The 19,884-nt window shown below is 59.1% G+C and carries 12 protein-coding genes, 1 rRNA gene and 1 pseudogene; 10 read left to right on the top strand and 4 right to left on the bottom strand.

Annotated features, from left to right (window positions below; genetic code table 11):
• Together WLY71_RS22730 and WLY71_RS22725 are read left to right on the top strand one after the other, a co-directional pair.
• The coding region (locus WLY71_RS22730; RefSeq protein ID WP_347805334.1) for a tandem-95 repeat protein at nucleotides 1–3,064 on the top strand (3,064 nt) is incomplete at its 5' end.
• Between the two features lie 148 nt (nucleotides 3,065–3,212).
• On the top strand, nucleotides 3,213–3,551 hold the full coding sequence (locus WLY71_RS22725) for a tryptophan synthase subunit beta (protein ID WP_347805333.1): 339 nt from the start codon (nucleotides 3,213–3,215) through the stop codon (nucleotides 3,549–3,551).
• A 108-nt stretch (nucleotides 3,552–3,659) separates the two neighbouring features.
• On the opposite strand, the gene lapD is transcribed toward WLY71_RS22725, so the two are convergent.
• Together lapD and lapG are read right to left on the bottom strand one after the other, a co-directional pair.
• Nucleotides 3,660–5,606 carry a cyclic di-GMP receptor LapD gene (lapD, locus tag WLY71_RS22720; RefSeq protein WP_347805332.1) on the bottom strand — a complete coding sequence of 649 codons (1,947 nt, stop codon included), beginning with the start codon at nucleotides 5,604–5,606 and terminating at the stop codon, nucleotides 3,660–3,662.
• Nucleotides 5,607–5,620: 14 nt separating this feature from the next.
• Nucleotides 5,621–6,313 carry a cysteine protease LapG gene (gene lapG / locus WLY71_RS22715; protein ID WP_033056174.1) on the bottom strand — a complete coding sequence of 231 codons (693 nt, stop codon included), beginning with the start codon at nucleotides 6,311–6,313 and terminating at the stop codon, nucleotides 5,621–5,623.
• Between the two features lie 233 nt (nucleotides 6,314–6,546).
• Between lapG and WLY71_RS22710 the strand changes: the two genes are divergently transcribed.
• The 5 genes from WLY71_RS22710 (at nucleotide 6,547) to WLY71_RS22690 (ending at nucleotide 13,557) form a co-directional block, all read left to right on the top strand.
• Nucleotides 6,547–7,257: a GntR family transcriptional regulator gene (locus tag WLY71_RS22710; protein ID WP_347805331.1), complete on the top strand. Its 711-nt coding sequence runs from the start codon at nucleotides 6,547–6,549 to the stop codon at nucleotides 7,255–7,257.
• A gap of 668 nt (nucleotides 7,258–7,925) precedes the next feature.
• Nucleotides 7,926–8,702, top strand: coding sequence for a DUF3050 domain-containing protein (locus WLY71_RS22705; RefSeq protein ID WP_347805330.1), 777 nt, complete (start codon nucleotides 7,926–7,928; stop codon nucleotides 8,700–8,702).
• Nucleotides 8,699–9,628 (top strand): diiron oxygenase, encoded by a 930-nt coding sequence (locus WLY71_RS22700; RefSeq protein ID WP_347805329.1) that lies wholly within the window; start codon nucleotides 8,699–8,701, stop codon nucleotides 9,626–9,628. The genes WLY71_RS22705 and WLY71_RS22700 overlap by 4 nt, the downstream gene beginning before the upstream one ends.
• A gap of 13 nt (nucleotides 9,629–9,641) precedes the next feature.
• Complete coding sequence (locus WLY71_RS22695; protein WP_347805328.1) at nucleotides 9,642–13,058, top strand: amino acid adenylation domain-containing protein; 3,417 nt, start codon at nucleotides 9,642–9,644, stop codon at nucleotides 13,056–13,058.
• A 31-nt stretch (nucleotides 13,059–13,089) separates the two neighbouring features.
• Nucleotides 13,090–13,557, top strand: coding sequence for an SRPBCC family protein (locus WLY71_RS22690; RefSeq protein WP_347805327.1), 468 nt, complete (start codon nucleotides 13,090–13,092; stop codon nucleotides 13,555–13,557).
• A 57-nt stretch (nucleotides 13,558–13,614) separates the two neighbouring features.
• On the opposite strand, the gene WLY71_RS22685 is transcribed toward WLY71_RS22690, so the two are convergent.
• Nucleotides 13,615–15,495, bottom strand: coding sequence for a methyl-accepting chemotaxis protein (locus tag WLY71_RS22685; RefSeq protein WP_347805326.1), 1,881 nt, complete (start codon nucleotides 15,493–15,495; stop codon nucleotides 13,615–13,617).
• Between the two features lie 313 nt (nucleotides 15,496–15,808).
• Here WLY71_RS22685 and WLY71_RS22680 point away from each other — a divergent pair, with 313 nt between their 5' ends.
• From WLY71_RS22680 to WLY71_RS22670, 3 genes and pseudogenes are all read left to right on the top strand, one after another.
• The gene (locus WLY71_RS22680; protein ID WP_347805325.1) at nucleotides 15,809–16,309 is read left to right on the top strand and encodes a sigma-70 family RNA polymerase sigma factor; all 501 of its coding nucleotides are present in this window, start codon (nucleotides 15,809–15,811) and stop codon (nucleotides 16,307–16,309) included.
• Nucleotides 16,309–17,322, top strand: coding sequence for a FecR domain-containing protein (locus WLY71_RS22675; protein WP_347805324.1), 1,014 nt, complete (start codon nucleotides 16,309–16,311; stop codon nucleotides 17,320–17,322). Before WLY71_RS22680 ends, WLY71_RS22675 begins: the two co-directional genes overlap by 1 nt.
• A gap of 88 nt (nucleotides 17,323–17,410) precedes the next feature.
• Nucleotides 17,411–19,605, top strand: a pseudogene (locus WLY71_RS22670) (TonB-dependent siderophore receptor).
• A 162-nt stretch (nucleotides 19,606–19,767) separates the two neighbouring features.
• Here the strand turns inward: WLY71_RS22670 and rrf are convergent.
• A 5S ribosomal RNA gene (gene rrf / locus WLY71_RS22665) occupies nucleotides 19,768–19,883 on the bottom strand.
• Nucleotide 19,884 lies beyond the last annotated feature (1 nt).

Raw genomic sequence — 19,884 nt, 5'->3', positions numbered from 1 at the left:
CAACTTCACCGACGCCAACGAATCGGTTTCCACCCTGGAAGACACCGCCATTACCGGTAGCGTCCTTACCGGTACCAGCAGCGTCGATGGCCCGGTCAGCGTGCTCAACTTCACCGTCGGTGCAACCACTTACGCGGCAGGCGCCACGGCGAATATCGCCAACGTCGGTACTCTGATGATCGCGGCAAACGGTGCCTACACCTTCACCCCGGCCGCCAACTACAACGGCACGGTGCCGACGGTCAGCTACGCCGTCACCGATGGTGACGGCAGCAACGTCACGTCGACCCTGAACATCAGCGTCACTCCGGTCGACGACAGCTTCATCGACGCCAACGAATCGGTTTCCACCCTGGAAGACACCGCCATTACCGGTAGCGTCCTTACCGATACCAGCAGCGTCGATGGCCCGGTCAGCGTGGTCAACTTCACCGTCGGTGCGACCACTTACACAGCAGGCAGCACAGCGACCATCGCCAACGTCGGCACCCTGGTCATCGGGGCGAACGGTGCTTACACCTTCACCCCGGTCGCCAACTACAACGGCACGGTACCGACAGTCAGCTACACCGTCACCGACGGTTCGGGCACCAACGACACCTCGAGCCTGAATATCAGCGTCACCCCGGTCGATGACCCGAGTGTGCTGACTGCTGACATCAACACAGTCCTCGAGGACAAGATCGCTACCGGTAACGTACTGACTAACGACCGCGATGTGGATAACGTCCTGAGCGTGGCCAAGTTCACGGTGGGTGGTACCGAGTACACCGCAGGCGCCACGGCGCTTATCGCCAACGTCGGCACCTTGGTGCTGGCGGCGAACGGAGCCTATACCTTCACCCCGGCCAGCAATTGGAGCGGCAAGGTTCCGACTGTGACCTACACCACCAGCACCGGTTCGAGCACCACCCTGGATATCAATGTGACCGCGGTCGCAGATGCGCCGATCGTGACTGCCACCACTACTCAGGTGGCCGAGAACGGCAGCGTTGCGTTGGGCTTGAAGGTCACGTCGCCGGACACTGATGGTTCTGAAACCCAGACCATCACCACCATCGGCGGCATCCCGGCAGGTGCAACCCTGACCGATGGCACGCACACCTTCACCGGCACGACCGGTAACGCTGTCGTCAACCTCAGCGGCTGGGAAGTGAGCAAGTTGAGCTACACCCCGGCACCGTACGCCACCGGTACCAATACGCTGACCGTTACGGCAGTCTCGACCGAAAGCCAGGGTGATTCGGCCAGCAGTTCGATACAGATCCCGATCACGATCAATCCGGCGGTCTACAACGCCATCACCGGCACGGCGGCTGATGACAACATCACCGGCACCGGCGGCAACGACATCGTAGTGGCAGATATCGGCGGCCTGACGGTCATACCGGGCCAGAATTACAACATCGCGTTCATGGTCGACAGCTCGGGCAGCATGAGCGCTTCCTCCGTAACGTCGGCGAAGAATTCCCTGATAGCGGTGTTCACCTCGCTGATCGCCAGCGCCACCTCGCAAAACTCGATCGCTGGCACCGTGAAAGTATTCCTCGTGGACTTCGATACACATGTCAACAAATCGATTTCGATCGATCTGTCGAAAGCGGGCGCTCTGGACCTATTGAAGGGGGTCCTCAACAGCATGCAGTCTGGTGGTTACACCAACTACGAAGACGTGTTCAAAACCACCGCGAACTGGTTCAAAGGGCCTGACGCGCTGAGCAACCCCAACGCGATCAACCTCACCTACTTCATCACCGATGGTGAGCCGACCGCTTATACGCAAAGAGAACAAACCAATCCGCTGGTCGTCGACTTCAACTCCAATATCGTTAAGGACCTCAACCTCGACGACGTGTTGAAGCAAGGCTCCTACACGCCAGGGACCGAGTTCAGGATGGTTATTGGTGGTGAGAGTCGCTTGGTAGTTGATTCCTTTGGGGCTTTGTACAAATGGAGCGAAAAATCGAACGGCAACTGGACGTCGGAAAAGTACAGCGCCAACGGCTACACCCTGCAAGTTCACGCCCAAGGTGACGGCACCTATGAACTGTCGGATTACGCAGGCAACGGCTCTGTCGACAGCACCAGTGCGAATAATGCGGCAACCGCGTTCGCGTTGTTTGCTGCCGCAAACTCCAAGGTACAAGCCATTGGCGTGAACAGCGCTGTCTCGGTAAGCGACCTCGCACCGTATAACACCACCGATGGAAAACCGCTGGCCAATATCAACCCGGAAGATTTGGCCAACGCAATTCTCGGCCACAGCGAAGCGACCCTTCCAGGCAAGGACACTATCAACGGCGGCGATGGCAACGACATCATCTTCGGCGATCTGGTGAGTTTCACCGGCGTGACGGGTGAGGGCTACACCGCGCTGCAGGCATTTGTCGGTAAGGAAACCGGCATCGAGACCAACAAAGTCACCTCAAGCAACGTGCACCAGTACGTCACCGAGCACTACTCCACGTTCGATGTGTCTGGCGCCCACGATGGTAACGATACGCTGTTGGGTGGTGCTGGTAACGACATCATCTTCGGGCAGGGCGGTGACGACAAACTCTACGGTGGCAGCGGTAACGACATCCTGCTCGGTGGCACTGGCAACGATTTGCTGAACGGTGAGGCCGGCGATGACTTCCTCATCGGTGGCACTGGCACCGATACGCTGGACGGTGGTGCCGGTAATGACACCCTCCTCGGTGGCACTGGCAACGACACGCTGATCGGCGGCTTGGGTGGCGACACCTTCGTCTGGAAAGCAGGCGACACCGGCACCGACGTGATCAAGGACTTCAAGGCCAGTGAAGGTGATCGCATCGACCTGCGTGATCTGTTGCAGAACGAGAGCGGCAGCACTATCGACAACTTCCTGAAGATCACCACCGTAGATGGCGTTTCGTCCCTGCAAGTCAGCTCCGCCGGCAAGTTCAACGGCGCTGATGCTGCAGCGGCGCAACCCGATGTGACGATCAAACTGGAAGGCAACAACTGGTCCAGCGCCAGCATCAACTCGTTGATTGCCGGCAGCGACCCGACCATCAAAATTGATCACAACAACAGCTGATCCAACGAAAAACGGCCGCCCTTATGGGGCGGCCGTCACGTTTGCGTCCATCACCCCGGTGACGATTTCGTCGCCGCACCGCATACTCGCGTCCAGTTGGCCTATGCTGCTGACAGCATGACGCGGGTCCATTTCCGAGGGATGTTCAATGTTCTACGTGCAACGCGATGCCCAAGGTCAGTTAGTGCGCGTGGAAGCCGAAGCCTACGCCGAGGCCACGGAAACACTGCCGGCCGACCACCATGAAATCCAGGCCTGGTATGCCAATGAAGTAGTGGAAACCAGCCTCAAGCAGCTCAAGCAGAGCGACCTGGAAATGATCCGGGTACTCGACGACTTGATCCAGGTGTTGACCAGCAAGGGTGTGATCCGCGTCACCGACCTTCCGGCAGCCGCCCAGGCCAAGCTGATGGATCGGAACCAGGCCCGTGAGGCGTTGGGTGGGTTGAGCCAATTGATCGATGATGATGAGACGGGGTTGATCTAAGGCCCCGCCATTGTTGTCTCAACTGACGCCTTCGCGGGCAAGCCCGCTCCCACAGGGTTATGCACCGCCCTTGTGGGAGCGGGCTTGCCCGCGATGGCGGCATCAGCCTCACCGCCAAGGCTTCGGCTCACCAAACAACTGCCCCTGAACCCCATACAACCCCATCTCACGTATCACCATCAACTCCCCTTCCGTCTCGACCCGTTCGGCAATCAACGGCAGATCAATGCTGTGCGCCGCCCGCTGAATCGCCTCGATGAACAATCGCTTGTCACCCTCCTGATCAATCGCCCGAATGTAACTGCCATCAATCTTCAAATACGCCAACCCAAGCCGCGCCAGGTTGCCGATCATGCTGAAGCGCCCGCCAAAGCGTTGCAGGCTCAGGGAGAACCCGAGTTCGTGAAGGCGTCGCGTCAGTTCTTCCAGCATGGCTTGCTCCGGCAACTGCTCCTCGCCGATTTCCAGGGTCAATCGCTCCCCGAGATTCGAATGCTGACGCAGGATTTCAAAGACTTTATTCAACGCCTGCGGATCGGCCAACGTCGCTGAAGACAGGTTCAGCGCCAGCGACTCTTCATGGTCGGCCATCTGCTCAAGTACCAGCTCCAACATCAGCCGGTCCAACCGCGCGGTCCAGCCAAAGCGCTCGAGCCACGGCAGGAAGCGCCCGGCGGGAATGGTCTGGCCCTCGTCGTCGATCAGACGCGACAGCGCCTTGTAATGCAGCACCAACTGCGTGTCCTGGGCGGCCACCACCGGCTGGAAATACAGCTCGAAACGCTTCTGATCCAACGCCTGATCCAGCAAGTTGTGCCAGGCATGATGGTCATCACCGACGCTAGCCGAGGCGCTGTGATCGAGGCACGCCCAGCTCGGTTCACCCTGGCTTTCCGCCTGAGCCAACGCCTGATCGCCCAGCCCAAGCACCGCTTGCGGGGAGTCACCATAAACAAACGGCGCAAGCCCGATCGAGGCCACCGAGGCCACGTCGGTAGCGCCCGTCGCGTGTAGGCTTGCCAAGGCACTGTCGAGGTTCTGCGCCAGTTGCAGCGCTTCTTCGCGCACCAGCCCCGGCGCCAGCACGGCGAACTCGCCGCCGCGAACCCTCGTCACGAGGTTCAGGGTTTCCGGGTATTTGGCACACTCTCGGGACAGCTGCTCGCCAACCGCTTTCAACAACTGGTCAGTGCGTTGACCGCCCAACCGCTGGTTCAACCCGGCCAGGTCCTTGACCCGCAACAACAGCAGATAACCGGAACTCGCCTGCTCCGGATTGCTCACCCGGGCGTTCAACTGCATTTCGAAATAGCGACGATTAGCCAGGCCTGTCAGGTTGTCCTGATAGGATTCGACCCGCAGTTTCTCACTACGCAAGGCCTGCTCCTGAAACAACGCCTTGAGCTTCTCGACCATCTGATTCATGGCCTGCACCACGCGGCGCAGTTCGGGTGTGCGCGGCAGTTCCGGCAGGCTGAGGAATTCGCGGCGAGCGATGGCGTGGGATTGCTTGACCATGTAATCCAGCGGCTTCAGTTGCCGGCGCAACAACAGCGCACCCAGCACCGCACTCACCGCACCGCAGATCAGCAACCAGCCAAGACTGCCCAGCGCGCTCTGCCAGAGTTTTGCCAACGCGAACATCGGATGGCTGACCACCTCGACCCGCGCCGCCTGCTCCCAGCCACGGCTGACGAGGGCATCACCACCGGCCGCTTCCAGCCCGATCATTTTGACAAACCAGTCCGGCACGTTATTCACCGCTGGAATGCCGCTGCGCTCGACGATGGTCTGATCGGTCTTGAGGTCGACCACGCGGATGCTCGCGTAATAACCGCTGTCGAAGATCGAACTGACCAGCAACTCGACCATCGCCGGGTCGTCGATGTTCGGCGTCAGGGACAGCGCCAATGCGGTCGCGGCGTCCTGAGCGTGGGAGCGCAACTGGTTGACGTATTGGGTGCGCGAGCTTTCCAGGCTGACCACGAAGCTACCGGTGAAGGCGATCACCAGGAACAGACAGATAGCGATCAACAGTTGTTTGAACAAGGACATCTGAGCGCGTGCTCCTAGTTAGTCGTCTCGACCGGGAAACCTTCGGCCTGCATTTTCTTCAACACATCCTGCCAACGAGACAGGCGTTTGGTGTCACCGACTTTCTTGTTGCCCTTGGCGCCCGGCAACCACAACCCTTCGGCATTAAAAGAGTACACCGGCAGCAAATCGGTTCGTTGGCTGGCCGGTTTGATCGCATCGATCAGGCTGTCGAGTACCAGCGGCATGGCCTCGGGGCTTGAGTAGTAGGTCAACACCATGTGCGCCCGATTCAGGCGCAAGGCCTTGACGTACGTGATGCGCAGCTTGTCACTGGCAACACCGAGATGACGCAGGCTGAAATACTTGGCGATCGCGTAATCTTCGCAATCGCCGGCGCCCTTCCAAAGGGCCTCGATGGGTGTTTCCCAATAATCGACCTCGTGCCACAGGTCGATGTCTTCCTCGTAACGCATCTGCTTGTTGAAGAACTGGTTGACCACTTTAAGCTGTTCGAGCTCGCCAACTTGCTTTTGCGTGACCAATAAGTGCTGCCAGGCATCAATGCGTGGCTGTCCTTCGCCCAAAGGCCCGTACAATGCCTGCGCGCGACGGCTGATCAGCGAAAAATCCCAATCGGCATGCAGCCCGCCCAGCATAACGCCGGCCAGCAGCAACGCGCAGCACAGCCAGCGCAAAGTCCGAGGGATCGCGAAACGTACCGCCAATGCGAGGCATCCAGGTCAGGCAGGTGGAAATCGGTCGATGGTGCAGGTTAGCCCGGCAAAAGACAATGGCACGGTGAGATCACTGCTGGCGCGCTAAACTTTGTATGGCAGGTGTCATTAAAAACATTGGGGCCACGGCAGGCTGCGATCTTTTGTCCGTTTGACAACCTGTCAGGCAGTCACTAGCGTCCTCTTGGATCCAAATTCATTTCAGTCAAACAGGGTGCGTAGTTGTGACACAGAAGCCCAATCCTCTGAACAGCATCAAGGTCAACGGGCCGATTCCCGCTCATCTGGCACGCTCGGTGATCGAAGAAACCCTGCGTTCGGCCATTCTCGACGGTCGCATTCCCTGCGGCACCGCCCTGCGTCAGCAAGATTTGGCTGATCTTTTCGGTGTCAGCCGCATGCCGGTGCGCGAAGCCTTGCGCCAACTCGAAGCCCAGGCGTTGCTCAACGTGATCGCTCATAAAGGCGCGGTCGTCGCGCCGCTGGTTCAGGGCGATGCCGTGGAAACCTATGCACTGCGGATCCTGCTGGAATCCGAAGCCCTGCGCCTGTCGATCCCGTTGCTCGATAAGGAGGATTTCGAGCAGGCCGCCCGTCATATCGACGACCTGGAAACGGAAAACAACTACACCGAAATCGGCCGGCTCAATCGGCTCTTCCACATGGCGCTGTACTGCAAGGCGCCGAACCAACGGCTGTTGAGGCTGGTGGAAGACGGATTGAACGAAGAGGAGCGCTTCCTGCGCTTCAACCTGGAAGCCATGGGCCTGGGCAAACTGTCCCAGGAAGACCACCGGGCGCTCTTGCTGGCCGTCGAAGACCGGGACGTCGAACGCTCGGTGAAGTTGCTCGAACATCACCTCAACCGGGGCGTCGAGGTCATCACACGCTACCTCAACAGCCCCGACGCGCTGAACAAGAAAACCTCCAAGTAAACCGCGCCGGCAAGCCTGAGCGAGCAGATCGAACTGCTCGTTCTCGCTTGCTGCGCTTCTCCCCAAAGCCCTGCCCTCGATTTACCCCTCTCAAGACCCACAATGACTCCGAGTCGATGACGCGCCGGTGATAGCGGCTGTCGTGATTTACGCTCACTCTTGGGCTGCCAACAAATAATGAACGGGCGACGCACCGCACGAGCGGCGCAGTCCCCGCACCAAGAACCTACGGAAGGAGTCTTGCCACGGGAAAGGAAGAACCGGCGTTGATCCCAGTCAACTTCCGCCCCCTCAATTCACTTCAACGACTCAGTTAGAAAGTTGCTTCGAGTGAGGCATTCACTCTTTATTTTAATTCTGACTTATATAAGCCGGAAGGAGTAACTACATCCAAATGAAACTCAGATGAAAAGTTTTATTGGAACTTGTCGTGCGCCAGAAAGTTAAACTTTCAAATAATATAAAAATAACTTGCCCGACACTTTATTCGTGTATTAGTTTTTCTCCGCCGCCTTGAATACGGGCGCCAGACCGTCACTTAACGACTTAATGCAATTCACCATATCAATTCGCTTGAGGCATCCGCTCGCCAACAAAAGTTCACACTAACGACCGCTTACTTATCAAACACCCCCAACGGCATTTCCAGTTCACTTATAGGCTCACTCATGAAAACGAATAAAGACCGCCTCAACCAGAAGAAAGCAGAACTTAGTGCGCATCCGATCTTCTCCGAAATCCATTCGCTGTCGGTGCTTCAACGTTTCATGGAAACCCATGTCTTTGCGGTGTGGGATTTCATGTCGCTGACCAAACGTCTGCAACAGGAGCTCACCTGCGTGCAACTGCCCTGGTTGCCGCCAAGAGACCCGCAAGCGGCTCGGCTGATCAATGAAATTGTGCTGGGTGAGGAGTCCGATGATCGCCCAGCCCAGGGTCACTACAGCCATTTCGAGTTGTACCTGGATGCCATGCGCGAAGTCGGCGCCAGCACGGCGGTGGTCGAACGCTTCGTCGCGCTGCAAAAAGAAGGCGTGAGTTACGACGTGGCACTGCAAAGCGTGGACGTCGATCCGGCGGCAGCGCAGTTCGTGCGCAACACGTTGCACACCGCGTTGCATGCGCCGGGGCACAGCGTTGCGGCGGCATTTCTGCATGGTCGCGAGAGCGTCATCCCGCAGATGTTCCAGCGAATTCTTGATGACTGGGGCATCGGCATCGAACAGGCGCCGACCTTCCGTTACTACCTCGAACGCCACATTGAAGTCGATTCCGAAGACCACGGCCCCGCCGCTGAAAAACTCCTCGCCCGGCTGGTCGACGGCGATCCACAACGCGAAGAAGACGTCTACGCCAGCGCCATCGCCGCCGTCGAAAGTCGCATCGCCCTGTGGGACGGCCTGCGCCTGAGCATGAGCGAACCGGTTGCAGAGGTGAACGCATGAACGCCGCCGACTACCAATCCTTCGCCGATGCCTGGGAAAGCCGCGCGACCATCCGTACCCGCCCCCGGCGTGTGCTGGAGAACGACGACAAGCTGATCTACCCGTTGAGCCGCCAACCGTTGGTGCTGAGCGAAACGTTCCTGCGCGAATGCCCGGAGCAACGCGACTTTGCGCTGGTGCAGACGCTCTACAAATTCATCAACGACGTGGTGATTTTCGAAACCGAAATCGTCGACAAGACCGCCCGCAGCATCGCCAAGAATCGCTTCGCCGTGGCCTTCCCGTTTGCCTGCCGCTACGACGCCATGACCGTGGTGGTGGACGAGGATTACCACGCACTCGTGGCAATGGATTTCATGCAACAGACCGTCGCCATGACCGGCATCACGCCCATCGAACTGCCGGATGAAATCGAACTCAGCCGGGCCATTCCAGCGGCCGTGGCACTTGCGCCGGAACACTTGCGCAGCGCCGTGGAATTGATCTGCGTGGCCATCGCCGAGAACACCGTGACCGGCGATGTTGCGGCGTTCGCCAAGGACGACACGGTCAAGCAGTCGATCAAGGGCCTGATGGCCGACCACTTGCTCGACGAAGGTCGCCACTCCGGATTCTGGGCGCGGCTGGTGCGCATCTACTGGCACACCGCGAGCGAAGACGACCGCCAATGCATCGCGCACATCCTGCCGGTGTTCATTGGCCATTACCTGACCAACGACATCCAGAAGTCGTTCGACTTCCGCCTGATCGAGTCCTTGCAGATCAGCGACGCCGCACGCCACGCCCTCAAGAGCGAAGTGTCGGGGCTGGCCTTCCCGATCAATCGCCATCACCCGCTGGTCGCCAACATCGTGCGGTTTTTCCGCAGCAGTTCGCTGCTCGATTCGCCGTGCGTGCAAGACGCCCTCAGCGATTACCTGGTTTAACGAGGAGCCCATCATGAGACGTCTCGACATTCTGCTCATTGGACAAAGCCAGTTCTTGACCGACCTGGCGCTGGAACTTGAACAACACGGTCATTCTCTGGTGCGCCTGACAGCCGTCGACGAGCAGCCGTTGGGTAACGCTGATTTGCTGATCGACGACGCCAGCCTGCCTGTTCAAGACGTCGGCGATGCACCGCGACTGACGCTGCAACTGGGTATCGGTGTGCCTGGGATTTCTGGCCTGCCGCCGCTGGACATGCTGTGCATGTACGGTTCGACGCTGTTCACTCGCGTGCCGATCACCGACGAACCTTCGGGCAATGGCCAGGCATTGCGTCTGCGAGCAGTGGAGGAGCTGGTCGATCACGTGGCGCTGCTGGTCAGCCGTTACTCCCGCGATGCCGACTATTTTCTGCTGGCCGACCCTGCTGTTCCCGCTCGCTTCGAGCACGTGGAAAACTTGCTCTACTTGGAGAACCTCGCGTTTTTCCATCGGCTCAACCTCACGGCGGCGCCCGCGCTGCTGGAGCTCAGCCAAATCCCGATGGTCGAGCGCCTGGAGCAGCGCTTCATCCAGTGTGCCGAACGACCCGCGCTGAACATTGCCGGCACGTCCCTGAGCTATCGGCATTTGCACACTCACAGCCGCGCCATCCAGCAGCGTTTGCAGCCGTTGCTCGCGCAGCATCACGGGCCGTTGGTGATCGGGGTCTGCCTGCCAAAATGCAGCGCGTTGTATGCGGGGATTCTCGCGATTCTTGGCAGCGGCGCGGTGTACCTGCCGCTGGAGCCGAGCCATCCCCTGCAACGTCAGCAGTACATTCTGGAAAACGCCGGGGCAGTCTTGCTGCTGCATGACGGTGAGCATCCGCTCGCGGCCCATATGCCGGGACTCGACATCAGCCGCATCGACATCGGTGATGTGGATCTCGATCAACCCTTGATGCGCCAACGACCCGACCTAGACGCGCCGTGCATGGCGCTCTACACCTCGGGCACCACCGGCCATCCCAAAGGCGTGTTGCTCAGCCAGGCCAACCTCGCGCACTTCACCGCGTGGTACGCCGACTACGTGCAGCTGACCGAGCAGAGTCGGGTGCTGCAGTTTTCGTCATTGAGTTTCGACTCGTCGCTGATCGATATTTTCCCGACCCTGCTCCAGGGCGCCGAACTGATCGTGCCTGGCGACGATCAGCGCCGCGATCCGTTGCAACTGGTCGAGCTGATCCGCCATCAACAACTGAGTCACGCCTTTTTACCGCCGGCGTTGTTGAGCATCCTGCCGCTGGATCAATTGCAATGCCTCGATCATGTGATGACCGGCGGCGATGTCTGCGAACCCTACGTCATTGAGCAGCTCACCCGTCAGGGCAACCTCTACAACCTCTATGGCCCGACCGAAGCGACGGTGTTGATTACCGCGCGGCAACTGCGCACCGGCGACAGCAACCGCACCCTCGGCGCGCCAATCGCTAACAGTCAGGTGCTGATTCTCGATGAGGATTTTCAACCGGTGGCCGAGCAAACCGTCGGTGAGTTGTACATCGTCGGCCCGGGTGTGTGCCTGGGGTATCTGAACAACCCGCAGCAGACCGCCGAACGTTATCTGAACCTGAGCCTGCCGAATGGCCAGAGCCTGCGCGCCTACCGCACCGGCGACATGGCGAAGTGGACTCGCGACGGCATCGAGCTGTGCGGACGGCGCGACAATCAGGTGAAGATTCGCGGCTTTCGCGTCGAGCCGGAAGAGATCGAACGCTGCCTGCGCGACAGTCAGTTGTACCGCCAGGTGGCAGTGGTCATCGACAGCCATCGACGGATTCTGGCCTTCCTCGCGCAGCCTCAGGAGGATCAACCCGGCACCGCTCGCGAAGCGCTGAAAGCCCACTCGATGCAGTTTCTGCCGGATTACATGCAGCCCACCGCGTGGACCGAACTGCCGAGCATGCCGTTCGCCAGCAACGGTAAAGTCGACCGCAAGGCGCTGCTGGCAATGCCCGTGAATGTGTCCGAAAACACGTTGCGGCGTTTGCCCGCCAGTGCCGATGAGGCGCTGCTGCTGGATATCTGGGCCGAGCTGCTGGAGCTGCCGGCCAGCGATATTTCCACCGACGAAAGTTTCTTCAACCTGGGCGGCCACTCGATACTGCTGTCGCGCATGCTCTTGCGTTTGCGTGAAGAGTTCGGTCGCAGCATCTCGATCAACCGCTTCATCGAATTGCCGACCATTGCCAAGTTGGCGACCTTGGTGCGCGGCTCCGGTACCGAAGAAGTATTGAGCGAAAAGGCCCTGGCCGATGCCTTCCGGGAACTGGATATCCAGCCGTTGCCAGTCAACCGCATGGGCGATGTGCACAAGGTGATCGTTACCGGCGCCAACAGCTTTGTCGGGGTGCACATCGTCGAAGCGTTGCTCGCCTGGGGCGCCAGCGAAGTCGCCTGCCTGGTGCGAGATGGCGGCGGGCAATCGGCGGCCGAGCGTTTTGCCCATGCGTTGCGAGAAAACCGTCTGGAGCATCTGGACCTGAGCCGGGTGCGGGTTTATGCGGCGGACATTACGCGTCCGTCATTGGGGCTCGAAGCGGATGTTTACGAGCGACTGGATCGGCAGTTCGGCGCGTTGGTGCACAACGCCGCCAACGTCAATCACGTACTCGATTATGAGTCGCTGGCGCGGGACAACGTCGAGCCGATTTTCGAGTGCCTTCGGTTGTGCGAAGGGCGCAGCAAAAAAATCTTCAATTTTGTCTCGACGCTCTCGGCTTCCAGCACGATTGCCGCCGATGGCCGGGTGCTGGAATTGCCCGCCGCGCAGACCCCGCCGATCTACATCAAGAACGGCTACAACCTGTCCAAATGGGTCGGTGAGCGGATCCTCGAACGCGCTCGCGAACGTGGCGTACGGGTCAATCTTTATCGCCCCGGCAACATCAGTTTCAACAGCCTCACCGGTGTCTGCCAGCCTCACAAGAATCGCTTGATGCTGATGCTCAAAGGCTCGATCCAGCTCGGCCAGGTGCCGGAGTTCGCGCTGAATTTCGACCTGATGCCGGTGGACTTTCTCGCCCGGTTCATCGCCTTCCATGCCAGCCGTTATTCACCCGAAAAAGCGGTGTTCAACCTGCACAACCCCGAACCTCTGAGCTGGGATGCCTACGTCGCATCATTTCGTGAGGCGGGTCGGGAGTTTTCCATGGTCAGCGTCGCCGACTGGCAGCAGCAACTGGGCCGGGTCGACAGCGACAACGCGTTGTTCGGCGTGCTCGGTTTCTACCTCAACGGCTTCGAGGAAGACATCGGCGACATCTCAATGATCGGCCACGCCAACGCCCAGGCGGGCGTGCGGCAGATGGGCGCGCATTACCCGGAAAAATCCCCGGCGCTGCTTCGTCGCGGCTGCGACTACCTCAAAGAAATCAACTTCATCTGATTCAACCCAACCCCAAGAATGGAGCAAGACCATGAGCACTCTGCAACCCGATACTCTGATCAAAGATCCTCAAGGCTGCCACGTGGTGTCCTCGGTGGAAGTGCCGGCCGATGCCCACAAGGTCTGGGCAGTGGTCGGTAACTTTGCCGGCTTCGATCAATTCATTCCGGCGCTGTCGCACATCGAGATGACCGGCGAAGGCGTGTCATCCCTGCGCAAGAAATTCTTCAAGGACGGCAACCTGGTGGTCGAGCAACTCAACTCCCGGGATGACCAGGCGCTGAACATGACCTGGACCACGATTTACAACACCTTGGGCGTGGCCAATTTGTGGGCGGCGATGAGTGTTGAACCGCTGGGGGAAAGTCAGTCGCGGGCGACCTGGACCATCATCGCCGAACCCGCACAGGGCGGCGCCGAGGCACTGCCTGGGTTCAAGGATTTCGTGCAGGGCTTTGCCGATGACTCTATGAACAATGTGTTGAAGCTGTTTGCGTAAAGCATGAAAAAGCCCGCTGTGGATAACTCCACAGCGGGCTTCTATTACATCGTTTGATCAGATTTTGAAGCTGTCGACCAACTGCTTCAATCGGTTCGCCTGCAGGGACAACGCATCGCAATCCTTCAACGTTTCATTGAGGTTGGCCACGCTCTGCTGGTTCAGCAGGTTGATCTGGTTAACGTCCACGTTGAGGGTTTCCACGACCGCCGTCTGCTCTTCGGTCGCCGCGGCCACCGACTGGTTCATGCCGTCGATTTCGCCGATGCGCTGGGTCACGCTGACCAGTCGCAGACCGGCCTGGTTCGCCACTTCGACGCTCTGCTCGCTGGAGACCTGACTGGCGTTCATGGTGGTCACCGCTTCGCGAGAACCGATCTGCAGCGAGGTGATCATCTTGTGGATCTCCTCCGCCGATTCCTGAGTGCGGTGAGCGAGGTTACGCACCTCGTCCGCCACCACCGCAAAACCACGACCGGCTTCACCGGCGCGAGCCGCTTCGATGGCCGCGTTGAGCGCGAGCAAGTTGGTCTGCTGGGAGATGCCTTTGATCACATCCAGAATGTGCCCGATGTTGTCGGTGCTGGCATTCAAGGTTTCGATTTGCGTGCAGGACAGGCTGATTTTCTGCGACAACTCGGTCATCGCCAGAATGGTTTTCTCCACCACCTGACGACCATCATCAGCCTGCTCGCTCGCGCCGCTGGCGTGCTGGGAAGCATCGGCGGCGTTGCGGGCGATTTCCTGGGTGGCGGCGCCCAGCTGGTTGATCGCCGCGGCCACGCTGTTGGTGCGGGCGCTTTGCTCGTCAGAGCCGACGATCGAAGCGTTGGACGAAGCCATCACCCGTTGCGACAGGTCATGAACCTGGCGGGTGGCCGACGACACTTCGGAAATCGACGCGTGAATTCGCTCCACGAACTGATTGAAAGAACCGCCCAGCTCGCCGAATTCGTCTTTGCTTTCCACGGCCAGACGTCGAGTCAGATCGCCCTCACCTTGAGCAATGTCTTGCATCGCACGGCCCATGGTGGTCAGCGGACGCATCAGCACGTTGATCAGCAGGCTCAGCAGCACGGCAATGGCCGTCACGGCGATGAACATCGCGATCAGCGCAGAAGTGCGGAACTGGCTGAGTGGTGCGTAGGCCTTGTCCTTGTCGATCGACAGACCGATGTACCACTCGGCATTCGGCAAACCACTGACCGGCGTGAACGAAAGGATACGGTCCTGCTTGTTCAGGGTGACTTCCTGATTGCCCTTCTCGATGCGCACGCCGGCGTTCGGGTAGATGTCCTTCAGGTTTTTCATCACCTGATCCTTGTCCGGGCTGACGATTACCTGACCGTCGGCGCTGACCAGGAATGCGTGGCCGATGCCACCGAAGTCCACCGAGTTGATGATCTTCACCAGCGTTTCCAGGCTCAGGTCACCACCGACCACACCGAGTAACTCGCCGTTCTTTTTCACCGGCAGGGCGATGGTCACCACCAGGCCACCGACGGCGGCCATGTAAGGCGGGGTCAGCATGGTCTTGTCGGCAGCCACGGCCTGTTTGTACCAGGGACGCTGACGCGGATCGTAACCGTCAGGCATCTTCGCGTCCGGGCGCTGAGTAAACACGCCGTTGGCCTGGCCCACGTAGGTGAACTGGAAGTTCGAGGTCAGGGCCGGTTGATTGACCAGCCCCGGGAGGTCGGCATCGGCGCCTTGATGGGCGACGTTTTGCGCGAGGTTTTCCAACACCAGCACGCGGCCGCTCATCCAGTTCTGCACGCTGCTGGCGGTCAGATCGCCGGCCTGCTGGACGCTCGATTCAAGGTTTTGACGGATGGTGTTTCGCTGCAGATAGTCGTTGTACAAAGTGAACAACGCAAAAGCCAGCACCACGACGCCGGAGGCGGCTAGAAGGATTTTATGGCTGAATTTGAGATTCATTTCATGGGACTTCTTATGCAAAAAGTGGGGATGCGTTCCGGGTTGCAACATTCCATGTAACAGCGCAGGCAGGATCTGTGGCCGCTCTACTTTGGTGCACGCATGTCTCATCAGGCTGTCGGCACAAATCGGAGAAAACTTAGGCGTTTGTACGAAATGGTCGGCATTCGTGTCAGATACCCGCCGAACGGCGTGCCAGAGCGCCGGCTCAGTCTTTTTGTGATGACGGTTGTTCGTACGGCAGTTGCAAATTCCCCAACCCTTGATGACAATGCGACTAATTATCATTTGTGACGTTCGGGCTGTCGCGTTCATGTCCTCACCTGAGTTTGCAGTACAGGCGCTTTACAGTAGCCATCACGGTTGGCTCAACACGTGGCTGCGCGCGCGATTGGGTAATGCAGCCGATGCGGCGGATCTGGCTCAGGACACGTTTGTGCGTCTGCTGCAAAGAACCGAACGCCTGGAACTCAAGGCTCCCCGCGCTTTTCTGCGAACGATCGCCCGTGGGCTGGTGATCGACCATTGGCGCCGTGAAGAAATCGAACGCGCCTACCTGGAAACCATCGCCCATTTGCCCGAGTCCGAAACCCCGAGCGTCGAAGCGCGGGCATTAGTGCTTGAGTTGCTGGAAAGCATCGCGCGCATGCTCGAAGGCCTGAAGCCGAAAGTTCGTCAGGCGTTTCTGCTGGCGCAGTGCGAAGGGCTTACCCACAAACACATCGCCCAGCAGATGGGCTTGTCTCTGCGTTCGGTGGAACGCTATGTGGCCGACGCGCTGTATCACTGCTATGTGCTGCGGTATGAAACGTGATGCCGGTGGATAACTTGTCGCTGAATCGGCGCGGTGAACCGCACCAGCAGGTGGTCAAACAAGCCATCCATTGGCTGCTGCGTCTGCGTAACAACTCGGCTAATTCCAGGCTACGTCAGCAATGCGAGGTCTGGAGGGCCGAACACCATGAACACGAACTGGCCTGGCAACGGGTGCAGTCGCTGCAAGCCGAGTTGAGCAGCAACCTGCGGGCAGTGCCCGGTGCTCAAGTGGCCTTCAATACGTTGGAAAACAGCGCCCAGGGACTGGGACGCCGCCAGGCCTTGAAGCTGCTGTCGGGGGCGTTGCTGATGGGGTCGGCGGCGTGGCTGGGCAAAGATGCAGTGGGCTGGCAACAGTGGTCCGCCGATTTCGCCACCGCCACGGGCGAACGGCGCGGTTTCCAATTGCCCGACGGCACACGACTGGAACTCAACACCGCCAGTGCAGTGGATCTGGATTACAACGCGCAGCAGCGGCTGATCAAACTGACTCGCGGCGAGATCATCGTAACGTGCGGCGGGATCGACGAAGGATCTCCGTTTGATCGACCGCTGCGGGTGCAAAGTCGCCAAGGTGTGTATGAAGGCGTGGGGGCACGTTTCATCCTGCGGCAGGACGACGACTGCACGCGGCTCAGTGTTACCGGCGGCAGGGTCCTCATACATTCACCACTTGCTGCGGATGGCACGCCGACCCAGGTACAGGCCGGGCAGAACTATCTGATCGATCACCGCCGAGCGCGTTTGGCACCGCCGCTGGACATGGATGCCGGCACTTGGATCGATGGGCTGATCGTGACTCGCAATATGCGGCTGGGGGATTTCCTTGATGAAGTCGGACGCTATCGCCACGGGTATCTGACGTGCTCAGCGGACATTGCCGACTTGCGGCTGTCCGGGGTTTTCCGACTGGAGAATACCGACAGGTTGCTGGCCATCCTGCCGCAAACTCTGCCGGTGCAACTGCGCTATCGCACTCGCTGGTGGGTGACGCTGGAGCGACAGGCCTGAATTATTTTTGGCGGGTTTTCCGGGCAAGTCCGGCTTAGTCAGCAAGCACTTCAATCCTGACCTCAGCGACTTCCTACGGAAACCTACAATGACTGTGCGCGCCACCAGTAAGAACCCTCTTCATTTCGCCGCCGATTCAGGCGTCCTGCGCTACGCCGTACGCGTTGCGTTGTTCTCTACCGCGCTGGGTGTCGGCGTGTTGCCGACACTAGGCCTAGCGGCAGAGGGCAGCGAGGTCAGCAGTCACCGCTACACCATTGCCGCGGGCCCCTTGAGCGATGTGCTCAACCAGTTTGCGCGTCAGGCGGGGATTACCTTGTCGACGACGCCTTCGCAAACCGGGGGCCTTCAGTCACCCGGCGTGCAGGGCGAGTATTCGGCGGATCAGGCACTGCGTCGTTTGCTCAGCGGTTCGGGTTTGGAGGCCGTGAGTCCGGATGGCAGTAGCTACGTGTTGCGCCCGGTCGCCGATACCGAAGCGCTGGCATTGCCCACTACCGACATCAAAGGCTTTGCCCTCGGTAACGCTCTGGGCAGCATGGACGGCTACAACGCGACGCATAGCCAGATCGCCACCAAGACCAGTACCTCGTTGCTGGAAACTTCGCAAAGTGTCTCCGTGGTGACCCGCGAGCAAATGGACGATCAAGGTTCGCAAACCGTCTCCCAGGCCATGCGTTACACCCCCGGCGTGCTGACCAACCCTTACGGCGCAACCCACCGCTATGACTACGTGGCGCTGCGCGGCTTCAACGATGGTTCAGTGGATAACATCTCGATCACAACAAAGAAAAACGCTTCGCCCTCGCGCCTACGGTGAGCATCGATTTCACTGAAGATACCTCGCTGACCCTGCAAGCGTATTTGCAACACGATCCGGACGGCGGTTATCACGGTGGCGTGCCGGCCGACGGCACAATTCATCAGCGCAATGGGAATAGGATCTCCCCGCACTTCTTCGAAGGTGAACCGAGCACTGACGGCTTCCAGCGTGATCAGCAGTCATTCGGTTATCAGTTTGAGCACCGTTTCAATGACGTGTTTACTGCACGGCAGAACTTCCGTTACCTCGACTCCAAAGTGAAGCTGGATCAGGTCTATGCCTATGGCTGGACCACACCGACCAGTAGTGAGTTGAATCGTTATTACACCGGTGGCGACGAGAAAATTCACGCGTTCATTGTCGAAAACATGCTGCAAGCAGAGTTCTTCACCGGTGCAACCAAACACACCGTGCTGATGGGCGCGGACTACCAGCGTCGCAAAACCGTGGTCGACTGGACCAGCGGTGGTCTGGCACCGATTGATGCGTTCAACCCGGTGTATGGAAATTCGGATATCGAATTCTACAGTCCGACCAGTTATCTGCGTCGCCTGGAACAAACCGGCGTGTACCTGCAGGACCTGATCGAGATGGACAAGTGGCGCTTCTCGCTCGGGCTACGCCAAGACTGGGTCGAAACGTCCGATGAGAATCGGCTGGCTGAAACCGGCCGGCCGGTGGGCACTGAAATCAGTGACAAACGCACCAAGCTGACTGGTCGCGCCGGGGCGCTGTACCTGTTCGATAACGGCATTGCGCCTTACATCAGCTACTCCGAGTCGTTCAACCCGAACTCCTACTCGGACAGTGCGGGTAATCCCCTGGCACCGACCGATGGCACTCAGTGGGAGGTGGGCCTGAAGTACCAACCGCCGGGCACCGATAACTTGCTCACCGCGTCGCTGTTCCGCATCGATCAGGAGAACCTGGCGACCAAACTGCCGCAGGAAAACTTCTATCGCGCCGTAGGTGCAGTCCGCTCCCAGGGCCTGGAACTGGAAGCGCACATGCAGCTGACTGACAACTTTAAAGTGCTCGGCAGCTACACCTTCACCGACATTGAGTACTCGAAGTCGATGATCAGCACCTTGAGCACGGCCACGGACGTGATCGAGAACAAGGGCAACTCGCCGACCCAGGCGCCACGGCATATGGCTTCGATCTGGGCTGACTACAAGTTCGACAGCGCGGCACTCGATGGTCTGCGATTGGGTGGTGGTGTGCGATATGTCGGCTATAGCTGGGCCGACGCGGAAAACACCATGAAGGTGCCGTCCTACACGCTGTTCGATGCGTCTGTTGGTTACGACTTAGGCAAAGTAGGGTTGAAGGGCGTGGATGTTCGCCTGAATGCGAACAACCTGACGAATGAGTCCTACGTGGCCTCCTGTGCCAGCCTGAACTTCTGCTACTTGGGCGAAGAACGGAATGTCGCCGCGACAGTGAGCTACCAGTTCTAATCACTCATCACTCCAACAAAGCCAGCGCCTGAATCCGGGGGCTGGTTTTGTCGTTTTTGCGGGAACATTTTCCTGGTTTGGCGATGGCGTTTCTGAGCGTTTAGCGAGCCCAGAACGACAAAACCCCTGTCTGCGTTAGCAGACAGGGGTTTCGGAATTCAATCTTGACGATGACCTACTCTCACATGGGGAAACCCCACACTACCATCGGCGATGCATCGTTTCACTGCTGAGTTCGGGATGGGATCAGGTGGTTCCAATGCTCTATGGTCGTCAAGA

Origin of the sequence: Pseudomonas rossensis, from assembly GCF_039888995.1 — a bacterium.
GTDB lineage: Bacteria > Pseudomonadota > Gammaproteobacteria > Pseudomonadales > Pseudomonadaceae > Aquipseudomonas > Aquipseudomonas rossensis.
Note: the sequence above shows the minus strand (reverse complement) of the source record. Positions and strands in the feature narration are given on the sequence as shown.

Bases quoted from the DNA above. Each gene is read 5' to 3' on its own strand.
- WLY71_RS22705 (WP_347805330.1), top strand. From the start codon at position 7,926: ATGAAAACGAATAAAGACCGCCTCAACCAGAAGAAAGCAGAACTTAGT.
- WLY71_RS22680 (WP_347805325.1), top strand. From the start codon at position 15,809: ATGTCCTCACCTGAGTTTGCAGTACAGGCGCTTTACAGTAGCCATCAC.
- WLY71_RS22675 (WP_347805324.1), top strand. From the start codon at position 16,309: ATGCCGGTGGATAACTTGTCGCTGAATCGGCGCGGTGAACCGCACCAG.
- WLY71_RS22690 (WP_347805327.1), top strand. From the start codon at position 13,090: ATGAGCACTCTGCAACCCGATACTCTGATCAAAGATCCTCAAGGCTGC.
- WLY71_RS22685 (WP_347805326.1), bottom strand. From the start codon at position 15,495: ATGAATCTCAAATTCAGCCATAAAATCCTTCTAGCCGCCTCCGGCGTC.
- WLY71_RS22695 (WP_347805328.1), top strand. From the start codon at position 9,642: ATGAGACGTCTCGACATTCTGCTCATTGGACAAAGCCAGTTCTTGACC.
- WLY71_RS22725 (WP_347805333.1), top strand. From the start codon at position 3,213: ATGTTCTACGTGCAACGCGATGCCCAAGGTCAGTTAGTGCGCGTGGAA.
- WLY71_RS22700 (WP_347805329.1), top strand. From the start codon at position 8,699: ATGAACGCCGCCGACTACCAATCCTTCGCCGATGCCTGGGAAAGCCGC.
- lapD (WP_347805332.1), bottom strand. From the start codon at position 5,606: ATGTCCTTGTTCAAACAACTGTTGATCGCTATCTGTCTGTTCCTGGTG.